The following is a 23,694-nucleotide window of genomic DNA, read 5'->3' as shown; positions in this document are numbered from 1 at the left end:
CTGCACGCTACGCGGACGGCGCGTACGCGGCCGGCCCATCGGGCCGGGACTCCGGGCGTTACGCGCCCGACGGTTCTTTCCGGGTGACGTTTTGCCTCCCCTGGGGTGGGTGGTGTGCGTGGCGGGGCGACCGCATTCTTTTCACACCACACACGACGATCCCGATCTCGAATGATCGGTGTCACGGGATACGTATCCCAGTCGGGTTTCCAGGATGGAGGGAATGCATGTCGCCGTATTGTCACTTCGCTTCTGCGTCAGCGGAATCAGTGCAAGGCCGTGTCGATGGGCGCCGCCTGGAAGAGGACGGCTACGTCGATGGGCGTCTGGAGGAGGACGGCTACGTCGTCGTTCACGACGTGGCCGACCGGAACGCCGCGGCGGACGTGGTCGGCTCCCTGGGCGATCTGGTCCCCCAATACAACGGACTTCTCACTCACGAGGTGACGTACCGCCCGGGCAACGATCACCGGGCGTACTCGCAGAGCGCGAACACGATTCTGGCCCATACGGAGGCACCCGGCTGGGATCCCAGCCCGGCATACCTGGCGCTGTTCTGTCACCGTCAGGCGCGTTGCGGCGGCGGCCACACCGATCTGCTCGACGTACGGCGACTCGTCGACGCCCTGACGCCCGCGGAGGTCGGTGTGCTGACCGACGCCGAACTGCACTTCCCCGGACCGGACGGCGGCGTCCGCACCACCATGCTGGGCTCGGACGACACGGGCCGTTCGGCTCTTCGATTCAGCTACAACCTGCTCACCGCCGCCGACTACGACCCGCCCCGAGACGCCGACGTCGACCACTCGCGGCTGCCGCTCGGCGAGGCCGGTCGGAAGTTGGCGCATCGCGTCAGCGACCTGTTCCACGAGCTGCGGACCCGCGTGCTGATTCCCGAGAATGCACTGCTCATCTGGGACAACCAGCGCATGCTGCACGCGCGGTCGGAGTACGCCGACCGCGCCCGTCACCTCACTCGTTTCTGGGCCGGCGACCGGACTCGCGCATGATCATCGACGACCTCCGGTTGCAGCGCTCGGATGCCGACGGGCTGGTGCACCTTCCGGGACTGCCCTCGTTCGACCCCGCCGACGAAGCCGAGAACGCCGTCATCAGTCGCCTGGCGGGCAACTGGCATCGACGGTCGACGGTGAAGCGCGAGGAGCCCGATCTCGACGAGTTGTTCGACGCCGGCCGGGCGGACTATCCCGAGGCAATCGTCCCGTTCCGCGACCATCCGACCTGGCAGGCGCTTCCGGACGCGCTGCGTTCGCGCCTGCTGAGCTGGGCCTGGATCGCCTACAACCGGCACACGGTGCTCGCCGAGCAGCGCGTCGCCAACCCGGCGTTCGCGCTGGTGATGGACGGCGAGTTCCCCGGTCTCGGCGGCCAGGAAATGGAGATCGCGCTCGCGCAGGCGCTGGTCGACGAGCAGTACCACACCTTGATGCACATCAACGCGAGCGCGTTGACGAGGCGTAAACGCGGGAACCTGTTCCCCGACAGCGCATTGCCCGAATCGCACACCTCGAGGGCGCACCGGCGGCTGCGCGACCGTGCCACCGAACGGTGGGAGCGCAGCCTGACGACCCTGGCCTTCGCCACGGTGTCCGAGATCTCGATCAACGCGTATCTCGATCTGCTCGCTGACGATCGGGACATCCAGGTCGTCAATTCCACCACGGCGAAGCTGCACAACCGGGACGAATACTGCCACGCGTCGATCTCCGACGAGATGGCGAAGCTCGTGTACGACGAGTTGGAGCCGGACAAACGCCGCTTCTTCCTCGACATGCTGGTCGCCGGGCTGGAGGCGTTCGTTTCCACGGACTACTCGACCTGGGAGGCGATCTTCCGGATCGAGAACGTCACCGGCTGGGAGGCGATGCTCGCCGACGTCCGGGCCGAGCGATCCGGTTCGCGGCTCGTGCGTGACTACAGCGGTCTGTATTCGCTGATGTCGGACATGAATGTCCTGGGCGAGGTCGACTTCGATTGGGGCCGGGCGGTGACGGGCACATGACGACGCTCGGTCTCGACACGCGTGCGGCGCTCGCGCCACGCTCGATCAGCGGAGATCGGCTCCGCAAACTCGTCGCCGAGCGAACCGGCGACCCGATCCTGGGACACGAGGCGCACGTGGTGTCGCAGGTGCTGCCGTTCAAGGTCAGCAGTTACGTCGTCGACGAACTGATCGACTGGGACCGGGCGCCCGACGACCCGATCTACCGGCTCACCTTTCCGCACCGAGACATGCTCGCGGCCGAGCACTTCGCGTCGATCGAGCAGGCCGTGTTGCAGGGGGATCGGGCGGCCGTCCGGGAGGCGGCAGACAAGGTCAGGGCTGCCCTGAACCCACATCCCGGCGATCAGCTGAGCATGAACGTTCCCCAGCACGACGACATCGACGGCTCGGGAATGCAGCACAAGTACGCCGAGACGCTGCTGGTGTTCCCGCGTCAGGGGCAGACCTGCCACAGTTACTGCGGGTACTGCTTCCGCTGGGCCCAGTTCGTGGACACCCCGGACCTGAAGATGGCCATGTCCGGGCCGGAGACGATGACCCGGTACCTCGACCTGCACCCCGGGATCACCGACGTGCTCTTCACAGGCGGCGACCCGCTGGTCATGCGGACCGAACTGCTTGCCTCCTACCTGGAACCGCTTCTCCGACCCGGACGGGAGCACGTCGAAACAGTGCGGATCGGCACGAAGGCCGTGTCGTTCTGGCCGTACCGGCTGCTGGCCGGACCGGAAGCCGACGACCTACTCCGCCTGCTCGAGCGGATGACCGCCGCCGGTAAGCACGTCGCGATGATGCTGCACCTGTCGCACGTCGCGGAACTGGAAACCGATGCGGCCCAGACCGCGCTGTCCCGGCTGGCGTCGACCGGCGCGGTCCTGCGGGCACAGGCGCCTGTGGTGCGTCACGTCAACGACGACGCGCGCGCCTGGGCCGACCTGTGGCAGGCGCAGGTGCGTCACCGCGTCGTGCCGTACTACATGTTCGTCGAGCGCGATACCGGTGCGCGACCGTATTTCGGTCTTCCGCTGGCACGTGCCGTCGACATCTACCGTGAAGCGCTGCAACGAGTCTCCGGACTCGGCCGCACCGCGCGGGGTCCGGTGATGTCCGCGTCGCCGGGAAAGGTCGTGATCGACGGAGTCGTCGATCTCGACGGCGGCCCGGCGTTCGCGCTGCGCTTCCTGCAGGCACGGAGACCGGACATGGTCGGCAAGCCGTTCTTCGCGAAATACGACGAGCACGCGCAGTGGTGGGACGACCTCCGTCCGCACGGTCCGCGCGACCGCGAGTTCTTCGGTGTCGGGGGCAACGCGTGAAGGTCACCGCGCACGAAGTCAGCTTGACCCAGCGGCATCTGTGGCGCTCCGCCCGAGAAGCGATCCCCGTCCAGCGGGCTCTGGTGGTGGAGGTGGAGCAGGACGGAGAAAGCGGATTCGGAGAGGCATCCGCGTTCATGACCGACCACTACAACTCCGGCCTGGACCAACTGCACGCAGACCTTCGCCGGATTGCTCCACTTCTGATCGAGATGTGCCCGGAAGACCCGTTCGCGGTGTGGCGCAGGCTGTCTGCCGAACTGCCCGACTCGCCGTTCGTTCTCGCCGCGCTCGACACCGCGGTGCACGACCTGCGGGCACGGCTGCTCGGGGTGCCGCTGTGGAAGTCCCTCGGACTGGACCGTCCGCAGGGGTTGCGCTCGAGTTTCAGCATCGGGCTCGACGAGACCGAAGTGATGGTCCGGAAGTTGCGCGAGCGACCCGGATGGTCGGCCTACAAGATCAAGCTCGCCGACCCCGCCGACCTCACCGTGCTCGAGGAACTCCGCTGCCACACGGACGCGCCGTTCTACGTCGACGGCAACTGCGGCTGGGAGCTGTCTCGTCTGCTCCCCGTCCTGCCCGAGCTTACGGACCTCGGTGTGCAGCTGATCGAGCAGCCGTTTCCGCGCTCGGCGTGGCGAGATGCTCGGATCCTCCAGGAGCGCAGTCCGATCCCGGTGATAGCCGACGAGAGCATCGCCTCGCCGCGGGACCTGGACGCCTGCACCGACGCGTTCGACGGCATCAACGTCAAGCCGATGAAGGCCGGGGGAATCACGCCGTCCCTCGCGCTGCTGCGGCGGGCTCGTGAGCGCGGTCTGGTCACCATGCTCGGCTGCATGCCGGAGTCGGTTGCGGGGGTGTCGGCCACGGCCCACCTCGGCGGGCTGGCCGACCATCTGGACGTCGACGCGGTCGACCTGCTGGCGGTGAACACGGGTCACGGACTGACCCTCGACGGCACCGGCCGCGTCACCCTCCCCGATCGGCCCGGGTCCGGGTTCGTCCCCGATCCCGCCGCCCACGGCTGGCGGGTCCGGCCGGTGCCGGCCGACGACGTGCGACCGATCCGCCACACGGTGCTGCGGCCCGGACAGCCCGTCTCGAGTTGCGCCTATCCCGAGGACGATCGCGCCGGCGCCCGGCACTTCGCCGCGCTCCTCGCGGGTAGGCCGGTAGGGGTGGCGTCGTTGTACGACGAGGATCCACCGGGCGAACACGCCGTGCCGGGCCTGATCCCGGGCCGGGGCCGGCGCCTTCGCGGCATGGCCACCCTCGACGAGGTCCGTGGCACCGGTGCAGGGCTCGCCATCCTGCGCACCGTCCTCACGAACGCCGCGCTGTCCGGCGCCGGGGTGGTCTGGTGCAACGCCCGCATTTCTGCCGCGGGGTTCTACACCAAGCACGGCTTCCGGATTCTCGGTCCGGAGTACGAAATCCCGGATATAGGACCGCACGTCTTCATGTATTGGAGTGTTTCATGATCAACAGCGCAGGGCCGGAAAGCGTTTCGCTACTCGACGAACAGGAGGCCCGCACTCTCGCTTCCCTCGCGCTCGTCGAGGCGGGAGTGCAGGCGAACGACGCCGAGTCGGTGGCCGCCGCGCTCGTCGACACGTCGTTGCGCGGAATCGACACTCACGGCCTGCGGTTGCTGCCGCAGTACCTGGACGAACTCGCGACCGGCGTCGCGAATGCGGCGGCGTGCCCGGCCGTGGTCCGGGACCGTGGGGCCGGACTGCTGCTGGATGCCGACGGCGCACTCGGTGTGCTCGCCGGACTCGCCGCCGCTCGGCTGGCGGCCGACCGGGCCAGGGCTTTCGGCGTTGCGGCGGTGGGTGTGCGCAACTCCAACCACTTCGGCGCGGCGTCCGTCTATACCCGGCACCTGGCCGGGCAGGGGCTGATCGGCATCGCGGTCACCTCCGCCGCCTCCCGGGTTGCCCCGTACGGCGGGGTCGAACCGCTGTTCGGCACCAACCCGATCAGTGTGGCCGCGGGTGCGGAGGACGACGAGTTCGCCCTCGACATGGCCACCAGCCAAGTGTGTTTCGGCGAGGTGAAGCACCGCCGGGCCGAGGGACGGCCGCTGAACAGTGGCTGGGCGACCGACGTCGACGGGCGACCGACATCGGCACCCGACGAGGCGTACGCCCTGTCTCCGCTCGGCGGGTACAAGGGGCAGGGCCTGGCGATGGCGGTCACCCTGCTGGGGGCCGTGTTGACCGGGTCGCCGCCCGACTGGCGGCTCGAACAGGTCGGTGACGGAACACCCGGGCGAAGCCGCGGGGTCGGCCACTTCGTCCTCGCCCTGGACCCCGGAGCGTTCACTGGGCACGAGCAATTTGCAGCCGGGCTGACCGACCTCCTGGGCGCCGTGCGTGGGGCCACCCCCGCCACGGGGGCGCCCGTGGCGGCTCCGGGCGACCCCCAACGCACCCGCGAGCGCGAGCGGCGTGCACACGGCGTACCGCTGGACATGCGGACCGCGGAAGTCTTCGCCGCGCTGGCAACGAATGTCGGGGCAACCGACCGCACAGTGACGACCAGGAAGGAAACCGTCAGATGATTCTCGTACTGATCAGTGCGCGGGGCGCCGGGCTGCCGTTTGCCCGGTGGCTGCCCGAGATGTGCGGACAGCTGGTGGCGGTCTGCGCCGCCGGTGCGGATCCCGGGGAGGGATTCGCCGAGATCGTCACGGTCACCGACTACAACGACGACGACGCGGTGCTGGGCGCTGCTCGGGACCTCGCCGGACGGCACCGGCCGAACGCGGTCTTCGCCCTGGCCGAGGTCGACGTGGAACGGGCAGCGAGGTTGCGCGGCGAACTCGGGCTGCCCGGACTGGATACCGCCACTGCGGCCGCGTACCGCGACAAGATCCTGATGAAGGAATTAGCGCAGGCTGCAGGACTTCTCGTTCCCGCCTTCGCGCCGGTGCGGCACCCGGCAGACATCGCAGACTTCATGGCCCGCCATCCGGGCCACGTCGTCGTCAAGCCACGCAGCGGTTCGGGCTCCACCGGCGTGTACGTTCTCGACTCGCCGGCGCAGGCGGCCGGTCTCGCCGACATCGTCACGTCGACACCCTACGAGGTCGAGGAGTTCGTCGACGGCGCGGTACATCATGTGGACGCGTTCCGGGTCGGTGGACGCCCGGTGGCGGCGGTCGTGTCCCGCTACACCGGCCAGGGATGCCTCGAACACTGGACCGACGCCCCGTTCGGCTCGCGGTCCGTCGACACCGCCGACCCGATCTGTGCGCGCCTGGTGCACGAAACCTGGCGTCTCGTCGACGCACTCGTCTCCCCGCCCACCGTCTGCGTGCACGCCGAGTTCTTCGTCACCGGCAACGGCGACATCGTGCTGTGCGAAGTGGCCGCCCGCATCGGTGGCGGCCCGATACCGACGATGCTGCGTCATGTCCTCGGCATCGACCCCCGGCACCTGTGGGCACGGGTGGAATGCGGGCTCCCCACCGATCTGGACGCCGTCCGGGAGCGGGTGGCCACCGCCCCGCACGCCGCGTTCTACGGCGTGCCACCGCGGCTGGGCAGGGTGCAGCGACTGCCGGACGCGCCGCCGGGCGTGCACGACTTCACCTTGAACACCCACGTCGGGGACGAGTGGAGCCCCGCCCGATACAGCGAGCGCAAGTCGGCGGACTTCCTCGCCTTCTGGGTGATCACGGACCCGGACTTCACGGCTCTGGGACGCCGATTGGTCTCCACCGCAGAGCAGGTGAGCGCCGGATTCGTCTGGGACCGTCTCGAAAGCGAGGACGCGGCATGACCACCACCCGGACCGCACTCGACGGGCTCACCGGCCACGTCCTGCCTCGCGGTGCCCGCCCGCTCGTCGCGGACTTCGCGGGCATCGCCGATCCGGACATCATCTGGGAGGACGCGCGGTGGTGGCGGTTCACCGAACGCACCGACCTGCACGAGGTGCGTTACCTCGAGGTGCGTGAGGACGGCCGGGCCGTCGCGTTCGCGCCGCTGCTGTTCACGGCGCGGCCGGGTGGCCTGCTCTTCTACGACCCGCCCCGGCTCGCGGGAACCGCCGGGCCGATGGCCGAACCCGAGTTGCTCGACCAGCCCGATCAGGAGCGTTGGGCGGCACTCACCGAAGCACTGCCCGGCGCCCGCGACGATCAGTACCCGTCGGTGGCGCTCGCCACCTTCGGAAATCACCACGGCGTGGCACATGCGCCCGGCCGCTCACCTGATGAGCGCCGCGCGGTCATGGCGGCCCTGCCCGATCTGCTCGGTCGAGCCGGTGACGAACTCGGTTGCCGCAGCGTCGCATTGCTGTACGTCGGAGACCCGGAAGCCGAGCACGTCGACGGTTCCGCGGCGCGCGCCGGGTACACAGCGGCCTTGCTGGGGGCCGAGGGCGTCCACGACCTGAGTGGGCACAGCTGGGCGGACTATCTCGCGAGCCTGAGCAAACGCCGTCGCGTCCGGCTCCGCAAGGAGATCGCGGACTACACCCGGACGGGTCTGCGCACGGTGGTCCGCTGGGGTCCCACCGCGATCGACGACCAGGTGGTCGCCCTCCAGGTCGCACATCGGGCCAAGTACGGGCTACCCGGCGGCGAGGACCGGGTTCGCCGCGATTTCGACGCCATCCGTGAGGAATTGGGCGAGTCCTGTGTGGTGCTCGGCGCCGAGCAGGACGGTCGCCTCGTGGGATTCGTGCTCTATCTACGTACCCGCGACACGTTGTTCGCGCGGACCGCAGGCTTCGCCCCGGGCGTTCGTGGTTGCTACCTGACCTTGACGTACCACGAGACGGCGCGGTGGGCGGTGGAGCACGGCATCCGTCGCATCCACTACGGCCTCGCCGCCTACGAGGCCAAGATCGCGCGTGGGTGCCAACTGCGGCCACGCTGGGGCTGGTTCTCCTTCCGCGGCGAAGGGGCCGACAACTATCGAGAGGCTCTGTCGCTGCAATCGCGCAGCATCGAGCGTCGACTGGAGCTGGTCGGTGCGCCGGCAGTCCCTGTTCCGTCCCGGCGGTCCGCCGCCGCCGAATCGAAAGCAGAACAATGGAACTGACCCCGACCAGTACTGTCTGGATGGACGGCGAGTTCGTTGCCTGGGACCAGGCGCAGGTCCATGTGTTGACACCGAGTCTGCACTACGGATGGGGCGTCTACGAGGGCATCCGGGCCTACGCGACGGACCGTGGTCCGGCTGTCTTCCGGTTGCGTGACCATCTGCGACGGCTGCACGACTCGGCCCGCGTGTACCTGCTGGACCCCGGATGGTCGGTGGACGAGCTCACCCAGATCTCCCTCGAATTGCTCCGCCGCACCGGCTTGGACTCCGGCTATCTGCGCCCGATCATCTACCTCGGCTACGGCGCGATGGGTGTCGCGCCTGCGTTGGACAACGCCCGGGTCGCCATCGCGGCCTGGCCGTGGGGGTCGTACCTCGGTGAGACCGCGGACCAGGAGGGCTGCCGCCTGACGGTCAGCAGCTGGCAACGGAACGGAGTTCATTCGGTTCCACCGATGGCCAAAGCAACCGGCGCCTACGTGAATTCGGCACTGGCCAAGGTCTCCGCTCTGCGCGCCGGTTACGACGACGCGCTGATGCTCACGTCCACGGGGCACGTGGCCGAGGCGTCCGCCGCGAACATCTTCGCCGTACACGACGATGTGTTGACCACCCCGCCGGTCAGCGACAACATTCTGCCCGGTCTGACCCGGGATACCGTGATCACCCTCGCTCGCGACCTGGGGATGACCGTGCGGGAACAGAGCCTGACCCGCAGCGACCTCTATGTCGCCGACGAGGCGTTTCTCACCGGCACGGCCGCCGAGGTGGTCCCGGTGGCGTCGGTCGACGACCGCCCGCTGGCGGCGGGCGGCTGCGGTCCGATCACCAAGCAGCTGCGGGACGTCTTCCACGACGTCGTCCGCGGGCGCGAGCCCACCTACCGTCACTGGCTGGAGTACACATGAACACACGTTTCCTCGCGTCGAACACACCCGAACGGGTCGCGGCGGAGTGGGCCACCGGTGGTGTCAGGATCCTGGAGGAGGCGGTCACCGGATTGATCGGCGCAACAGAGGTATTCGAGCAAAGCAGCCCCTGGGGCATCGCTCGGCGGGAGGAGGTCGCCGACCGTGTGGTGGACGTGATGGCCGCCCGTGCCTGGCACGACATTCCACAGATGGCGCACGGTCGAGCCCGCAGGGCCGCCGCGCGCTGTGTCACCTACTCGCTTGCAGCGGACACCGCCCGCGTCGACGGGAGCGATGACGCCCGAGCCGACCGCGGGGCCCTCACCGTCCACGCGTTGGAACTGCTCACGCGTCCCGAGCACTTCGACGCCGTAACCGACCGGACGCGGGAACTCCTCGGCGCGGCTCCGCAGGGACGGTTGCTCGCGGCCTGGCAGATGGTGGACGACGCACTCGCGGGGGTGCGGACCACCCGACACGAATGGGTCGGGGCGGATCCCGCGATCGTCGCCGCCGCCGGGTGGGTGCTGGTCGACCGGTTGAGCCGGCTGCTCATCGCGTCAGCCCTGGTTGCGCGAGCCGCGACGTCGGTGCAATCAGGGACGTCGGGGCAATCGGAGACGCCGGGGCAACCGGATCTGCTCGTCAACGCGGCCCGCCGCTACGCGTGGAACCACCTGCGCCGCCCCGCCCCGGAAGCGGCCACGCCCGCACACGTGCAGCGGTCGGCCGAACTCGTGCGCGCGTTCGCAAACCCCGGAGACGTGCCGTGAACGCCGCGCTGCGGCGGCTGGGTGACGCGCTACTGCCCGACACCCCGGCCGGCCGCACGCTGGCCGTCGGTGCCGGCATCGACTCTCTCGGCACCGGAATGTTCTTCGCCTCCTTCGCCCTCTACTTCATCGGCGTCGTTGGCATCACCGCGAACCAGATCGCCCTCGCGACCACTCTTGCGGGCGGACTCGCCCTGCTCGCACCGGTGCCCCTCGGCAGGCTGGCGGACCGGCTGGGGGCGGGACGGTTCTACGTGGTGCTTCTGCTGCTGCGCGGCATCGGGTACGGCTGTTTTGCACTCGTCTCCGACTTCACCACCTTTCTGGTGCTGACGGTGCTGCTCACCGCGGCCGATCGAGCGAGCAGCCCGATCCAGCAGGCCGTCGTGACGTCGGTGATCGGGGGCCGGGATCGGACACGCACGATGGCCACCATCCGTGCGGTCCGGAATGTGGGCCTCACGGCCGGATTCCTTCTCGCGGGGGTTGTCTTCGCGACCGGCCGGCCGGCCGCGTTCACGGCGCTGTTCGTGGGTAACGGAATTTCCTTCCTGGTGGTCGCCGCCGCCGTGCGGTACGTGCTCCGCCGGACGGGAACGGTGATGCTGCACCGACCTTCACGCGCGGAGCGTGATTCCCTCGACACCGCTTCTCCCGCGACCACGGTGCGTTCACCGTTCCGTGACTGGTGGTTCATGGTTTTCACGGTCGGCAACGGTGTCCTGTCGCTGTACGACACCGTGCTGATCGTTCTGCTGCCGATCTGGGTCATCGAATACACCTCGGTGCCGCTCGCCTGGGTGCCGGTGTTGATGGCGGTCAACACCGTCCTCACCGTGGTCCTCCAGGTCTATGTCGCCCGGTTCGCCGAGGGCACGGCGGCGGCGAGCCGTCTACTGGCCTTGGCCGGTGTCCTGATGGCGGTCTGTTGCGGTCTGTTCGCCCTGGGCCAGCTGTCCGGAACCGCCGTCGCCATTGCCGCCGTGTTCGTTGCGGTCGTAGCCCTGTCGATCGCGGAGAACGTCCATTCCGTGGCGGCGTGGGAGCTGTCGTCCGAACTGTCCCCGCCGCCCGCCGTGGCCCGCTACCTCGGTGCGTTCAGCCTCGGCATGACCGGTCAGAAGGTGGTCGGCCCCACCCTTCTGGTCGTGGTTCTCCTGCCGACCGGGCTGATCGCCTGGCCGGTCCTCGGGGCAACCTTCGGGGTGGCTGCGCTGGTCTCCCGGACGGCAGCACGTCGCAGTCTCGCGGAACGCCGGCGACCTTCCTGCGTTGTCGCTCCCCACTCGACACTCGAGGTGAAGAAATGACCGAACACGTCCTCGTCGTAGGCAGCGGCCGCGACCTTCCAGGCAGGGTCCGCGGCGCCCTACCCGGCACGCAGACCTCGGTAATCTGCCGGTTGGAGTTCGTCGCCAAGCTTCGCCAACTGACCTCGCACACCAGGGTCATTGCCGTGCGACACGATGCACCGGACGAAGAATGGATCGCGTTGGCCCGGGCGGCACATGCGCAGCATCCCTTCACGCGGATCGCCACGTTCGGCGAACGCGACCAGGACCGCTGTGCCGCGATCGGGGAGGCGCTCGGTCTCGCGACCCATTCGCGGCGCACAGTGGCGTCGGTCCACGACAAGCACGCCATGCGGGCGCGGCTTCGTGAGTCGGGCATCGACGCCACCGCCTCTGCGATCGTCGCCGACGTGGCCGCACTGCGGGCCTTCACAGCAGAACACGGTCTGCCCTGTGTGGTGAAACCGGTCTGCGGTGCCGGTAGTGCGGGCGTGGCCGTGATCCGGGACGACAGCGCACTGGCTGCGGCCTTCGCCCGCGCTGGGGGCGATTTCGACGGTCTGACGAACAGCGGAGTGCTGGTCGAGCAGTTCCACGAGGGGCCGCAGTTCAGTGTGGAGGCATTCTCGGAATGTGGCGAACACCAGATCGTCGCTGTCACACGGAAGTTCTCCGACCCGGTCAACTTCGTCGAAGTCGGGCACGTGACACCCGCCGCACTCTCCGCGGCCCAGGAAGGGCAGATCCATACGTATGTCACGAGTCTGCTCTACGCCCTCGGCGTGGAATTCGGTGCAACACACACCGAGATCGTGCTCGGGCCAGCAGGTCCGCGGGTGATCGAGACCCATGTGCGGATGGGCGGCGACGAGATTCCGGCACTGGCGTTCGACGCCACCGGTGTGGACCTCGGCGAGTGCGTCGTGCGGCAGACCGTGGGGGAGAAAGTCCTTCCCGAGATCCGGGCAATTCTCGCCGAGCAACGGGCGGCGCGTCATTCCGCGATCTGGTTCGCCGCCGCACCTGTCGCGGGCGTCGTCACCGACATCGGCGGCCTCGACCGAGCCCGGCAGGTCGCCGGAGTGACCGATGTACAACTGCTCGTCCGTCCGGGCGGCGACGTCATCCCCTTGGAATCGTCGGATTCGCGGGTCGCCTACGCCCGTGCGGTCGGGGAGACACCGGAGCGGGCGCTCGATGCCGCCCGGGAGGCTCTGGCGTGTCTCGAGTTTCAGGTGCGTGTCGGGGCTGTCGGTATGGAGACGGTGTGATCGGGTGCCGACAGGCCGGGCCGAGAGGTCAACTGCAGGCTCCGGCGCCACACGCGCAAGGAGCTCGCCGCCGCACTGATCCCTCAGAGGTCGATTCGCAGGAAGTTGTTCGCCCAGTTGGTCTCACCGATCGTCGTGGTGAAGTAGAAGATGCTGGGATAGATGCCGCAGTCGAAGTATTGGGCGAGTTTCGATTCGCCGGGGGCGAGGGTGCCGAGGTCTCGGGGCTCGTACGTAAACGGGGTGTGGACCGTTACGCCCGTGGCCGTGCCGTCGCCGTCGTTGGTGACCCGCACTGCGCAGGCGCTGACGCCCTCGGCGTTCGCCTGAGTGATCACGAGATCGGGTCCGTCACCGAGGGAGCCGAACGGCGCGGCGGACGCCGTTGCGGCTCCCACCGTCATCAGTCCCGCGATCATGGCCCCCGCCACTGCCGCACGTCGAAGGTTGCGCATATGTGCCCTTTCCTCGGTTGTCCGGATTGTGCCGATTCGTACCGTACGTGCACAGGCGGCGCGGGGAACGCAGGCGAATGAAACCGCACGGTCGTGTCGTCGGCAGAGCGGGAGGTCCGCGATCGGTCGAGTACGTTCTTGTGTCATGGGGCTTGTGGACGGGTGGACACCGGGCAGTCACACGGTCGGCGGGGTCACCCACCCGACCTTCCGCAAGGGTCGTGGGCCGGGCGTCATCGTGATCCACGAGGTACCGGGTGTGACGCCGGAGGTGATCGGATTCGCGGAGGAGGTCGTCGCGCACGGGTACACCGTGGTGATGCCGTCCCTGTTCGGGAAGCCGGAGCGGGGGTACGGCACGCTCAGCACCGTCAGTTCGCTGGTACAGGTCTGCGTGAGCCGGGAGTTCACGAAACTGGCGCTCGGCACGACGGCACCGGTGGCGGTGTGGCTGCGGTCGGTGGCGCGCGATCTGCACGAGGAACTCGGTGGCGTCGGAGTCGGTGCGGTCGGGATGTGCTTCACCGGTGGCTATGCGTTGGCGATGATGGTCGACGCCCCGGTGGTGGCGCCCGTGCTGGCGCAGCCGTCCGTCCCGTTTCCGGTCGGCGAGACGCGTAAACGCGACCTCGGGCTCAGCCCCGCCGACCTGGACGCGGTGCGGGCGAAGGTGAACGCCGGCTGCCAGGTCCTCGGCCTGCGGTTCCGGGAGGACGGGTTGGTGGGCAATCGCTTCGAGACACTGCGCCGCGAGTTCGGTGACAACTTCATCGCGGTGGAGTTTCCGGGTGCAGAGCACTCGACACTGACCGCGCACCGGCGGCAGGAGGGAGTCGACCGGGTACTGGCCTTCTTCGCCGACACACTCGGCGGCCCCGACTGACGGGCGCGCCAACACCGCGTCAGGATTGCGGGCGGGGGAGTCATTTCGGCGTCAAGATCGGCTGCAACCCGGCCGCGCGGGGGTAGATCTGGAACTGATCCCCCGAGTTGTTCGACCCGGGGATCCCACCGGATCGAGGAGGCTCCGATGACGCTGCATCTGCCTCATCTATTTGTTCACGAGCAGTCGCGCGAGAACACGGTGCTCGACGTGACCGAGGCGGGCCCGGGCATCGAGGACGCGGTGCGTGCGGTGATGGAACAGCCGCAGCTGCGGCTGGTGGGATTCCGCTGCACTGCCGGTTCCGGGGCAATCGACGAGGTGATCGGCCTGATGGAGCAGGTCCGGCGCGACTACGGCGTGATCCTGACCGAACTGGTCCTGCTGGACGCGGATCGGAGCGAGGTGCGTGATGCCGTCGATGACGGGTTGGACGAGGCCTGCGCCCGCAACCGGTACCCCCGCCCGACGGTCGTGTTCGCGGGCCCGCACGCCGGTGTCCCGGCCTTGACGAAATCTTGACACCGCGACCCCTTGCGCACCGATTGAACGCGTGTTTAGCATATTAAACATGCGTTCAACAAATGCCGGTTCCGAGGTCCCGCAACCCGATCTGACCACCCGCGCCCGCGTGCGCGACGCGGCGATCACGGTGTTCGGCAATCACGGTTTCACCACCGGAGTGCGGGCGATCGCCACTGCCGCCGGGGTGTCGCCCGGGCTGGTGATCCACCATTTCGGATCGAAGGACGGCCTGCGCGCCGAATGCGACGAGCATGTTCTGCGGATCATCCGGGAGCAGAAGGCGCAGGCGATCTCGACGCCGGGGCCGGCGGGCACCATGCAGGCCCTCGCCGACATCGAGCAGTACGCCCCGCTCGTCGCGTACATAGTCCGCAGTTTCCAGGCGGGCGGAGGTCTCGGCGAATCGCTGTTCGAGCACATGGTGGACGACACCGCGGAGTACCTCGACATGGGAGTGGCGACCGGGAAGGTGCGGCCCAGTCGTAACCCGCAGGCGCGGGCGCGTTATCTCACCCTCTACAACGTCGGCGCCATGCTGCTCTACCTGCAGATGCGCGCCGACAAGGAAGTTCCGCTCGACTACGCCAAGGCGATCCGCGACCTCGCCACCGACGTCACGCTGCCCGCCCTCGAGATGTACACCGAAGGCCTGCTGCCGGATTCGTCGACGCTCGAGGCGTACCTGGCCACCGAAGACGGTGCCGCCCAGGCGGCGGCACCCGCAGAATCTACCGACTCCCCGAACTAGGAGCAGCTATGAGCGCGATCATCGAAGTGCGCAACCTGGTGAAGACGTTCGGACGAACCCGGGCGTTGGACGGACTCGACCTCGAGGTCGGCGAAGGTGAGGTGCACGGGTTCCTCGGGCCGAACGGCGCCGGAAAATCCACCACCATCCGCGTCCTCCTCGGCAGCCTCCACTCCGACAGCGGTGAGGCCACCGTCTTCGGACGCGATCCCTGGCGCGACGCCGTCGCCCTGCACCTCGAGATGGCGTACGTCCCCGGCGACGTGACGCTGTGGCCGTCGCTGTCCGGCGGCGAGACCATCGACCTCCTCGCCCGGATGCGCGGCGGCCTGGACGCGGCTCGCAAGCAGGAGTTGATCGAGCGTTTCGACCTCGACCCGCGGAAGAAGGGGCGTGCGTACTCGAAGGGCAATCGTCAGAAGGTGGCGTTGGTGTCGGCGTTCTCCTCGAATGCCCGACTGCTGCTGCTCGACGAACCCACGTCGGGCCTGGACCCGTTGATGGAACAGGTATTCCGGGAATGCGTCGCCGAGGCCCGCGACCGCGGGGTGACGGTGCTGCTGTCCAGTCACATCCTGTCCGAGGTGGAGGCGCTGTGTGAGCGGGTCACCATCATCAGGTCCGGACGCACGGTCGAATCGGGCACGCTGGCGTCGATGCGGCACCTCAGTCGCACGTCGATCACCGCCGAACTTCTCGGCGACCCCGGCGATCTGAGCCGCATCGCGGGCGTCGCGGATATCCACCTCGACGGGTCCACGCTGCATTGCCAGGTCGACAGCGAACATCTCGGCGAGCTCATCCGGGTGCTCGGCGACACGGGGGTGCGTAGCCTCGTCAGTCAGCCGCCGACGCTCGAGGAACTCTTCCTGCGGCACTACGAGATCGACGACGGCACGACGGCGTCGTCCGACACGGTGGAGAAGGTGCGGGCATGAGTACCGCGACGATCTCCCGGTATCGGCCGGTCGAGCCGGCGCCGGTATCTTCCTCGGATTTCAAGGGGACACTGCATTTTCTGCGGCTGTTCCTGCGCCGGGATCGGATCGCGCTGCCGCTGTGGATTCTGATCTTCGGGTTCGCGCCGGCGCTGTACGTCGCGAGCATCGCCGACATCTACACCTCCGACGCCCAGCTGGCGGAGTTCGCCGCCACCACGGCGGCCAGCCCCGCACAGATCGCCATGTACGGGCCGATCTTCAACTCCACCCTGGGATCGGTGGGTGTCTGGAAGGCCGGCATCTACTACACGCTGATCGGTCTGGTGGTGATCCTGACGGTCATCCGACACACCCGCGCCGAGGAGGAGACCGGCCGGGCCGAGCTGCTCGACTCCACGTCCGTCGGACGGTACGCGGGGCTGACGGCGGCACTGACACTCGCGGGCGGCGCCTCCGTCGTCACCGGAATGATCTGTGCGGCAGCGTTGCTCGCCCGTGACCTTCCGGTGGGTGGTTCGGTGGCCTTCGGCACGTCCCTGGCCTGCTCGGGCCTGGTGTTCACGGCGGTGGCCGCCGTCGCGGCGCAGGTGAGTACCGGCGCCCGCGTCGCGCGCGGCATCGCGCTGACGGTGCTCGGTGTCGCCTTCGCCTTGCGCGCGGTCGGTGACGCCGGCTCCGGCACGCTGTCGTGGTTCTCGCCGCTCGGCTGGGCCTTGCAGATCCGTCCGTACGCCGACGAACGGTGGTGGGTCGTCGTCCCCAGCCTGGTCGCGGCAGGCGTCCTCACCTGGGTGGCCTACGCGCTGCTGCGCCGGCGGGATGTCGGCGCCGGTCTGATCGCCGAACGGCCCGGCCCCGTCGCTGCACCACCGACACTCGGCGGAACCTTCGGGCTGGCATGGCGGATGCACCGCGGCACGCTCGCGGCATGGACGGCCGGGCTCGGTCTGTACGGCCTGCTCATCGGCAGCGCCGCCAAGGGGGTCGGCGGGCAGGTCGGCGACAGTCAGACGATCCGGGACATCATCATGCGGATGGGTGGTTCGCAGTCGCTGGAGGAATCGTTCATCGGCTACGCGTTCACCATGCTCGCGATCGCCGCCGCGGCCTACGCGATCTCCGCGTCGCTGCGTCTCTATTCCGAGGAGAACGCCCAGCGCCTCGAACCCGTGACCGCCGGCTCGGTCGGTCGCGTCCGCTGGGCGTCGAGCCACATCCTGTTCGCGTTGCTGGGACCGGCGGTCGCGATGATCGTGGCCGGTGTGGCCGCCGGACTCACCTACGGCGCGTCCATCGGCGACGTGGGGGGAGCGCTGACCGACGTGGTCGGGGCGGCGCTCGTGCAGCTTCCGGCGATCTGGATGCTCGCCGGGGTGACGGTCCTCCTGTTCGGGGTGATCCCGCGGTTCACGCCCGTGGCGTGGGGCGTGCTCGTCGCGTTCCTCCTGATCTTCATGATCGGGTCGATCGCGCAGTTCCCGCAGGCGGTGCTCGATCTCGAGCCGTTCAGCCACGCTCCGAAACTGCCGGGCGGGCAGTTCGCGGCCACACCGATCGTCTGGTTGTTGCTGATCACCGCCGCCTTGATTGTGGTGGGTGTGACGGCGTTCCGGCGGCGCGACCTGCGCTGAGCGTCGGCCGGTGTGCACACTGAAGGAATGGCGCGTGTGCACACCGGCGAGTCCGTCCTGGCCCGGACGGTGCGGATCGTCGAATCGTTCCGTTCGGACGATTCGCTGCTGACCGTGTCCGAGATCGCGCGACGGTCCGGTCTCCACATCTCCACGACATCGCGGTTGATCGACGAACTGGTGGGGTGCGGCTGGCTCGAGCGGGAGAACCGGAAGGTGCGGATCGGGGTGCGCCTGTGGGAGGTCGCGTCGCGCGCGTCCCCGACCCTCGGACTCCGGGAAGCGGCGATGCCGTTCATGGAAGACCTCCACGCCGTCGTCGGGCAGCACACCCAACTGGGTGTGCTCGAGGGTGACGAGGTGTTGTTCGTCGAGCGGCTCACGGCGCCGGGCGCGGTGGTCAACTACACGCGCATCGCCGGCCGGATGCCGCTGCACGTGTCTTCCTCCGGACTGGTCCTTCTTGCCCACGCCTCGCCGGACCTTCAGGAACGAATCCTGAACGAGCCGTTGAAGGTATACACCGACAACACGATTCGCACCTCACGACAGTTGCGAGGGGTCCTGGCCGACGTGCGCCGGCACGGCTACATCCTCTGCGCGGGCCACCTGTACGCGGACACCACGGGTGTCGCGGTTCCGGTGCGGGACGGCACCGGCCGGGTCGTCGCCGCGCTGTCGGTGATCGTGCCGAACGACGAGAAGGCGTACGCGCAGATCCCCGCGCTGCAGGCGGCGGCGAAGGGCATCACCCGGGTGATGGCCGCGGCGGCGAAATGAGCCAGTCCCAGGTACAGACGCTCACGGGTTTGCCGGAATCCGGCGCAATTGCGCGGGCGGCTGACCAATGTCTGTGACGCTGTGTGGGCGGTGGACTATCCGCCCCGCCCGTGCCACGGTGGAATCGGAACCACTTCTCCCGGAAAGCGCAGCGCCATGGAAAGCACTTCACAACCCAGCCCCCTGGAATGCCCGGACTGCCACGCCCTCACCGCGGACCTCGAGGCCCACAAGCACTGGCACTCCCGACTCGTCCACGACCTCGCCACCGCGGTCGACAAGGACATCAGCCGACGGGCGCACACCCCGTAATCTCCGCCGCCCAGCGGGTACGTCCGTCGATGACCGATGTGACGGCGCTGGCGTTCGCCCAGGTGAGTGACCCCGATTACATCTTTACTTTCAACTATTGAAAATAGTCTGGTGACGTATCCCTCGCTCGGATGATCCTCGAACAAACGCGAGATCGAGGAGTCGAGATGTCACAGAACCCGGTTTCTTCCGGTACGCCGGCAGACGCTGCATTGCGGGTTGTCGTCAAAGACGTTGTCGCGGACGGTGTCGTCGCGCTGACGCTGCGTCATCCGACGGGGCGGCGCCTGCCGGACTGGGCGCCGGGAGCGCACATCGACCTGGTGCTCCCGACCGGGCTGACGCGCCAGTACTCGCTGTGCGGTGACCGGTGGGACGCCCACACCTACCGGGTCGGGGTGCTGCGCGAACCCGCCGGCCGTGGAGGGTCGGCATACGTCCACGGCGAACTCGCCGAAGGTGATCTGGTCGGGGTCGGCGGTCCGCGCAACAACTTTCCGCTCGTCCCGTCGCGGAAGTATCTGTTCATTGCGGGTGGTATCGGGATCACGCCGCTGCTGCCGATGATCCGGCAGGCGGAACTGACGGGAGCCGACTGGCAGCTCCTGTACGGCGGCCGCACCCGCACGTCGATGGCGTTCCGGGACGAACTCGCGGCGTACGGCGACCGCGTCGTCGTCGTACCCCGGGACGAGCACGGCCTTCCCGACCTGCCCGCGTACCTCGGCGCGGCCGCCGGCACCGGCACCAAGGTGTACGTGTGCGGTCCTGGCCCGCTGCTTGCCGCAGTCGAAAAGTATTGCGCGGATTGGCCCGTCGGCACACTGAGGACCGAACGTTTCGTGCCGAAGGATCGCGGGGCGCCGTTGCGCGACGAACCGTTCGAGGTGGAACTCGCGCGCTCCGGTCTTGCGGTGACCGTGCGTCCCGGCGCCACCGTCCTCGATGCAGTGCAGGCGGCGGGGGTGAACGTCCTGTCCTCATGCCGGGAGGGCACGTGCGGGACCTGCGAGACCACCGTCCTCGCCGGCGACCCCGACCACCGCGATTCCGTCCTCGACGACGACGAACGGTCCGCCGGCGACTGCATGCTCATCTGCGTCTCGCGGTCGTGCTCCGACCGTCTCTTGCTCGACCTCTGACACTCACCCCCGAAGGGACTCACCGTGACGATGTTCGCCCCCGCCCCCACCCTGCCCGTCAGCGACGCCGACCCGTTCGCCCTCGACGTCCTCGAAGACCCGTTGCCGTTCCAGGCCGACCTGCGGGACGCCGGTCCTGTCGTGTACCTGCAGCGGTACGACGTGTTCGCATTGGGTCGCTACGAGCAGGTCCACACCGCGCTGACCGATTGGCAGGCGTTCCAATCGGCCGCCGGAGTCGGTCTGAGCAACTTCCGGTACGAGACTCCGTGGCGTCCGCCGAGCATCCTGCTCGAGGCGGACCCGCCGCACCACGATGCCCCGCGGGCGGTGCTCGGCAAGATTCTGGGCCCGCGCGCCCTGCAGAAACTCCGAGCGTCGTGGGTGCGGGACGCGGAGGTTCTCGTCGACCAGTTGCTTGCGAACACAACCGAATTCGACGCGGTCACCGATCTCGCCGCCGCCTTCCCGCTGCGCGTCTTTCCCGATGCCGTCGGCATCCCCGATGCCGGACGCGAGAACCTGCTGCCGTACGGCGATCACGCGTTCAACGCGTTCGGTCCGGCCAACAGTCTGGTGGAGAAGGGGGCGCCGCGGGTGGCGGAGCTGTCCGGCTGGGTCAACGACCAGTGTGCCCGCGAGGTGCTCACCGGTGACGGTTTCGGCGCGCAGATCTGGGCGGCCGCGGACCGCGGCGACATCACGTACGAGCAGGCCCCGCTGGTGGTGCGCTCGCTGCTGACGGCCGGTGTGGACACCACCGTCAATGGGCTCGCGGCCGTGCTCTACGCGTTCGCACGGCACCCCGAACAGTGGGCGCGGCTGCGCGAGAATCGCACGCTGGCCCGGACGGCGTTCGACGAGGCGGTCCGGTGGGAGTCGCCGGTCCAGACGTTCTTCCGCACCGCGACGCGAGACACCGAGATCGGCGGGACGGTGATCCCGGACGGCAAGAAGATCCTGATGTTCCTCGGCGCCGCGAACCGGGACCCCCGCCGATGGGAGAACCCGGACGCCTTCGATCTCGGCCGCAACCCGTCCGGGCACGTGGGGTACGGGATGGGTATCCACCAGTGTGTCGGCCAGCACGTCGCGCGCCTCGAATCGGAGGCATTGCTGACGGCGCTGGCGTCGAGGATCGAATCGTGGGAGATCGCCGGGCCGGTGCGCCGTCACCTGAACAACACGCTGCGATCGTGGGAATCCGTGCCGGTGCGGGTCCGGCTGTCGTAGGCGGAGCAAACCATACGTACGTATGTATTGGCGCGACGAATATCGCACGAATTCGACGGTCCCACCGATACGATCCTCCCGACCCGTCCGCAACGGAGAGAGGAACCATGGACACCCGTTCGCCCCTATCGACAGCGCTCACCACCGAAGAGAAGGCCTCGCTCACCAGCGGTGAGAACTTCTGGGAGACACAGGCGCTCGATCGGGTCGGGGTACCCTCCATCTATCTCACCGACGGTCCGCACGGGGTGCGGAAGCAGAGGGACGGCGGTGATCACCTCGGCATCGGCGACAGCGTGCCCGCCACCTGCTTCCCGCCGGCGGTCGCGTTGGGATCCACCTGGGACCCGGACCTGCTCGACACGGTCGGCCGAGCCCTCGGCGACGAAGCCAAGGCCGAGGGCGTCGGGGTCCTGCTGGGGCCGGGTATCAACATCAAGCGGTCGCCGCTCTGCGGCCGCAACTTCGAGTACCTCTCCGAAGACCCGATCCTGAGCGGCCGGCTCGGCGCCGCACTCGTCGCCGGATTGCAGGCGCGGGGGATCGGGGCGTCGCTGAAGCATTTCGCCGCCAACAACCAGGAGACCGACCGGCTCCGGGTCAGCGCCGACATCGACGCCCGGCCCCTGCACGAGATCTATCTGCGCGGCTTCCGGCACGTCGTGCGGCACGCGCACCCGTGGACGGTGATGTGCTCCTACAACCGCATCAACGGCGTCTACACGTCGGAGAACCGGTGGCTGCTCACCGACGTCCTCCGCGGCGAATGGGGCTTCGACGGGCTCGTCGTCTCCGACTGGGGCGCGGTGTCGAATCGGGTCGCCGCGCTCACGGCCGGTCTCGATCTCGAGATGCCGTCGACCGACGGGGTCACCGACGCCCGGATCGTGGCGGCGGTGGAGTCCGGGAAACTCGAGCAGTCCGTACTCGACACCGCTGCCGACCGGGTGCTGGCACTCGTCGAGAAGGTGCGGTCGAACCTGGACCCTGCGGCCTACTACGACCGCGACGCCCACCACGCACTCGCACGCAAGGTCGCAGGGCGCAGCATCGTGCTGCTGAAGAACGACGGAGTGCTTCCCCTCGATCCCGCGGCGAACGCGTCGATCGCCGTGATCGGCGAATTCGCCCGAACGCCGCGCTACCAGGGAGCGGGCAGCTCACAGATCGTCCCGACCCGCCTCGACAACGCGCTCGACGAGATCCGGTCGCTCGCCGCCCCCGCCCAGGTCACGTTCGCGCCCGGATACTCGATCGGCGAATCCGACAGCGCGGCAGAGCCGCTGATCGTCGATGCGGTGTCGATCGCCGCCTCCGCAGACGTCGCCGTCGTGTTCGCCGGACTACCCGCGGAGGACGAGTCGGAAGGGTTCGACCGGGAACACCTCGAACTGCCGTCGGCGCACACCGAGTTGCTGGAGGCGGTGCTCGCGGTCAACCCCCGGGTCGTCGTCGTGCTGTCCAACGGCGGTGTGGTTCGGCTGTCGGGGTGGGCCGACCGGGCTCCTGCGATCGTGGAGGGCTGGCTCCTCGGACAGGCCGGCGGCGGCGCCGTCGCCGACGTGCTCTTCGGCGCGGTCAACCCGTCCGCCCGGCTGGCCGAGACGATTCCCGTCCGGCTGGCGGACACCCCCGCGTTCCTCGACTTCCCGGGCGAGGCCGGCCACGTGCGATACGGCGAAGGCCTGTTCGTCGGCTACCGCTACTACGACCGCCGCGAGACGGAGGTGAGTTTCCCTTTCGGGCATGGTCTCTCATACACGACGTTCGGCTACTCGGCGCCGACGGTAACACTCACCGACGCCGGCCTGGACGTCGAGGTGACCGTCGCGAACACCGGTCACCGGGACGGCCGCGAGGTGGTGCAGGTGTACGTCGGGGTCCCCGGTTCCGCGGCGGTCCGGCCCGTTCGCGAGCTGAAGGGTTTCGCGAACGTCGAGATCCCGGCCGGTGCGAGCCGGACCGTCCGGATCCCGATCCCGTTCGAGGACCTGGCGTATTTCGATGCGGTGCTGTCGAAGTGGGTGGTCGAGGGCGGCGACTACCGGGTGTGGGTCGGTGCCTCGTCGCGGGATCTGCGCGGCGACGCGGTGGTGACGGTCGACGGGGACGCGCCCCTCCCGGAACTCACCGCGGAATCGACCATCGGGGAATGGCTGGCGCACCCGGTGGGCGGCGAGATCCTCGGCGCGGCACTCGCACGCACGGCCGGCGCCGGAATGCTGCACGACCCGGCGCTGCTCCGCATGGCCGCGTCGATGCCGTTGAACCGCGTCGCCGCGTTCCCCGGCAGCCCGATCAGCACCGAGCAGCTGGACAGTTACGTCCGGCAGGCCGCCCGGCCGCCGCGGGTGATCACCGAGCAAGCCCGCGGCGGCGGTTCGTAGCA

Annotated in this window: 22 protein-coding genes; 21 read left to right on the top strand and 1 reads right to left on the bottom strand. The window is 68.7% G+C overall.

Going from position 1 to position 23,694, the window contains the following annotated elements; genetic code table 11:
- The first annotated feature begins 227 nt into the window (after positions 1 to 227).
- From RJ1_RS26140 to RJ1_RS26090, 11 genes are read left to right on the top strand one after another with little or no spacing between them, the layout of a single operon-like run.
- On the top strand, positions 228 to 1,010 hold the full coding sequence (locus RJ1_RS26140; RefSeq protein ID WP_162850356.1) for a TauD/TfdA family dioxygenase: 783 nt from the start codon (positions 228 to 230) through the stop codon (positions 1,008 to 1,010).
- Entirely contained in the window at positions 1,007 to 2,023 is a 1,017-nt protein-coding gene (locus tag RJ1_RS26135) for an AurF N-oxygenase family protein (protein ID WP_073365337.1), read from the top strand. Before RJ1_RS26140 ends, RJ1_RS26135 begins: the two co-directional genes overlap by 4 nt.
- Entirely contained in the window at positions 2,020 to 3,342 is a 1,323-nt protein-coding gene (locus RJ1_RS26130) for a KamA family radical SAM protein (protein ID WP_073365335.1), read from the top strand. The genes RJ1_RS26135 and RJ1_RS26130 overlap by 4 nt, the downstream gene beginning before the upstream one ends.
- A gap of 23 nt (positions 3,343 to 3,365) precedes the next feature.
- Positions 3,366 to 4,829 (top strand): GNAT family N-acetyltransferase, encoded by a 1,464-nt coding sequence (locus RJ1_RS26125; RefSeq protein WP_240319884.1) that lies wholly within the window; start codon positions 3,366 to 3,368, stop codon positions 4,827 to 4,829.
- The gene (locus RJ1_RS26120) at positions 4,826 to 5,914 is read left to right on the top strand and encodes an Ldh family oxidoreductase (protein WP_073365331.1); all 1,089 of its coding nucleotides are present in this window, start codon (positions 4,826 to 4,828) and stop codon (positions 5,912 to 5,914) included. The genes RJ1_RS26125 and RJ1_RS26120 overlap by 4 nt, the downstream gene beginning before the upstream one ends.
- A complete protein-coding gene (locus tag RJ1_RS26115) occupies positions 5,911 to 7,137 on the top strand; it encodes an ATP-grasp domain-containing protein (RefSeq protein WP_073365329.1) in 1,227 nt (408 codons plus the stop codon). The genes RJ1_RS26120 and RJ1_RS26115 overlap by 4 nt, the downstream gene beginning before the upstream one ends.
- Complete coding sequence (locus RJ1_RS26110) at positions 7,134 to 8,405, top strand: GNAT family N-acetyltransferase (RefSeq protein ID WP_073365327.1); 1,272 nt, start codon at positions 7,134 to 7,136, stop codon at positions 8,403 to 8,405. The genes RJ1_RS26115 and RJ1_RS26110 overlap by 4 nt, the downstream gene beginning before the upstream one ends.
- Positions 8,396 to 9,316: a branched-chain amino acid transaminase gene (locus tag RJ1_RS26105; RefSeq protein ID WP_073365325.1), complete on the top strand. Its 921-nt coding sequence runs from the start codon at positions 8,396 to 8,398 to the stop codon at positions 9,314 to 9,316. The genes RJ1_RS26110 and RJ1_RS26105 overlap by 10 nt, the downstream gene beginning before the upstream one ends.
- Positions 9,313 to 10,092: a hypothetical protein gene (locus RJ1_RS26100; protein ID WP_073365323.1), complete on the top strand. Its 780-nt coding sequence runs from the start codon at positions 9,313 to 9,315 to the stop codon at positions 10,090 to 10,092. Before RJ1_RS26105 ends, RJ1_RS26100 begins: the two co-directional genes overlap by 4 nt.
- Entirely contained in the window at positions 10,089 to 11,402 is a 1,314-nt protein-coding gene (locus tag RJ1_RS26095; protein ID WP_073365321.1) for an MFS transporter, read from the top strand. Before RJ1_RS26100 ends, RJ1_RS26095 begins: the two co-directional genes overlap by 4 nt.
- Positions 11,399 to 12,655 (top strand): ATP-grasp domain-containing protein, encoded by a 1,257-nt coding sequence (locus tag RJ1_RS26090; protein ID WP_073365319.1) that lies wholly within the window; start codon positions 11,399 to 11,401, stop codon positions 12,653 to 12,655. The genes RJ1_RS26095 and RJ1_RS26090 overlap by 4 nt, the downstream gene beginning before the upstream one ends.
- An 83-nt stretch (positions 12,656 to 12,738) precedes the next feature.
- Here the strand turns inward: RJ1_RS26090 and RJ1_RS26085 are convergent, their stop codons facing one another.
- Positions 12,739 to 13,110, bottom strand: coding sequence for a hypothetical protein (locus RJ1_RS26085; RefSeq protein ID WP_073365316.1), 372 nt, complete (start codon positions 13,108 to 13,110; stop codon positions 12,739 to 12,741).
- 145 nt (positions 13,111 to 13,255) lie between these two features.
- Between RJ1_RS26085 and RJ1_RS26080 the strand changes: the two genes are divergently transcribed.
- The 10 genes from RJ1_RS26080 (at position 13,256) to RJ1_RS26040 (ending at position 23,692) form a co-directional block, all read left to right on the top strand.
- Positions 13,256 to 13,993, top strand: a complete 738-nt coding sequence (locus RJ1_RS26080) for a dienelactone hydrolase family protein (RefSeq protein ID WP_073365314.1) — start codon at positions 13,256 to 13,258, stop codon at positions 13,991 to 13,993.
- Positions 13,994 to 14,140: 147 nt separating this feature from the next.
- The gene (locus RJ1_RS26075; protein WP_073365312.1) at positions 14,141 to 14,515 is read left to right on the top strand and encodes a decarboxylase; all 375 of its coding nucleotides are present in this window, start codon (positions 14,141 to 14,143) and stop codon (positions 14,513 to 14,515) included.
- Positions 14,516 to 14,564: 49 nt separating this feature from the next.
- Complete coding sequence (locus RJ1_RS26070) at positions 14,565 to 15,266, top strand: TetR/AcrR family transcriptional regulator (protein WP_073365310.1); 702 nt, start codon at positions 14,565 to 14,567, stop codon at positions 15,264 to 15,266.
- A gap of 8 nt (positions 15,267 to 15,274) precedes the next feature.
- On the top strand, positions 15,275 to 16,204 hold the full coding sequence (locus tag RJ1_RS26065; protein WP_073365309.1) for an ABC transporter ATP-binding protein: 930 nt from the start codon (positions 15,275 to 15,277) through the stop codon (positions 16,202 to 16,204).
- On the top strand, positions 16,201 to 17,838 hold the full coding sequence (locus tag RJ1_RS26060; RefSeq protein WP_073365307.1) for an ABC transporter permease: 1,638 nt from the start codon (positions 16,201 to 16,203) through the stop codon (positions 17,836 to 17,838). Before RJ1_RS26065 ends, RJ1_RS26060 begins: the two co-directional genes overlap by 4 nt.
- 27 nt (positions 17,839 to 17,865) lie before the next feature.
- Positions 17,866 to 18,618 carry an IclR family transcriptional regulator gene (locus RJ1_RS26055; RefSeq protein WP_073365305.1) on the top strand — a complete coding sequence of 251 codons (753 nt, stop codon included), beginning with the start codon at positions 17,866 to 17,868 and terminating at the stop codon, positions 18,616 to 18,618.
- A gap of 156 nt (positions 18,619 to 18,774) precedes the next feature.
- A complete protein-coding gene (locus RJ1_RS46855) occupies positions 18,775 to 18,930 on the top strand; it encodes a hypothetical protein (protein WP_162850357.1) in 156 nt (51 codons plus the stop codon).
- Positions 18,931 to 19,097: 167 nt separating this feature from the next.
- Positions 19,098 to 20,072: a PDR/VanB family oxidoreductase gene (locus RJ1_RS26050; RefSeq protein ID WP_073365385.1), complete on the top strand. Its 975-nt coding sequence runs from the start codon at positions 19,098 to 19,100 to the stop codon at positions 20,070 to 20,072.
- A gap of 30 nt (positions 20,073 to 20,102) precedes the next feature.
- The gene (locus tag RJ1_RS26045; RefSeq protein WP_073365383.1) at positions 20,103 to 21,305 is read left to right on the top strand and encodes a cytochrome P450; all 1,203 of its coding nucleotides are present in this window, start codon (positions 20,103 to 20,105) and stop codon (positions 21,303 to 21,305) included.
- Positions 21,306 to 21,412: 107 nt separating this feature from the next.
- On the top strand, positions 21,413 to 23,692 hold the full coding sequence (locus tag RJ1_RS26040) for a glycoside hydrolase family 3 C-terminal domain-containing protein (RefSeq protein ID WP_073365303.1): 2,280 nt from the start codon (positions 21,413 to 21,415) through the stop codon (positions 23,690 to 23,692).
- Positions 23,693 to 23,694 lie beyond the last annotated feature (2 nt).

It is taken from the genome of Rhodococcus jostii NBRC 16295 (assembly GCF_001894825.1).
GTDB classification, from domain to species: domain Bacteria; phylum Actinomycetota; class Actinomycetes; order Mycobacteriales; family Mycobacteriaceae; genus Rhodococcus_F; species Rhodococcus_F jostii.
The sequence above is the reverse complement of the archived record's forward strand: the minus strand, read 5'-3'. Positions and strand labels throughout refer to the sequence as shown.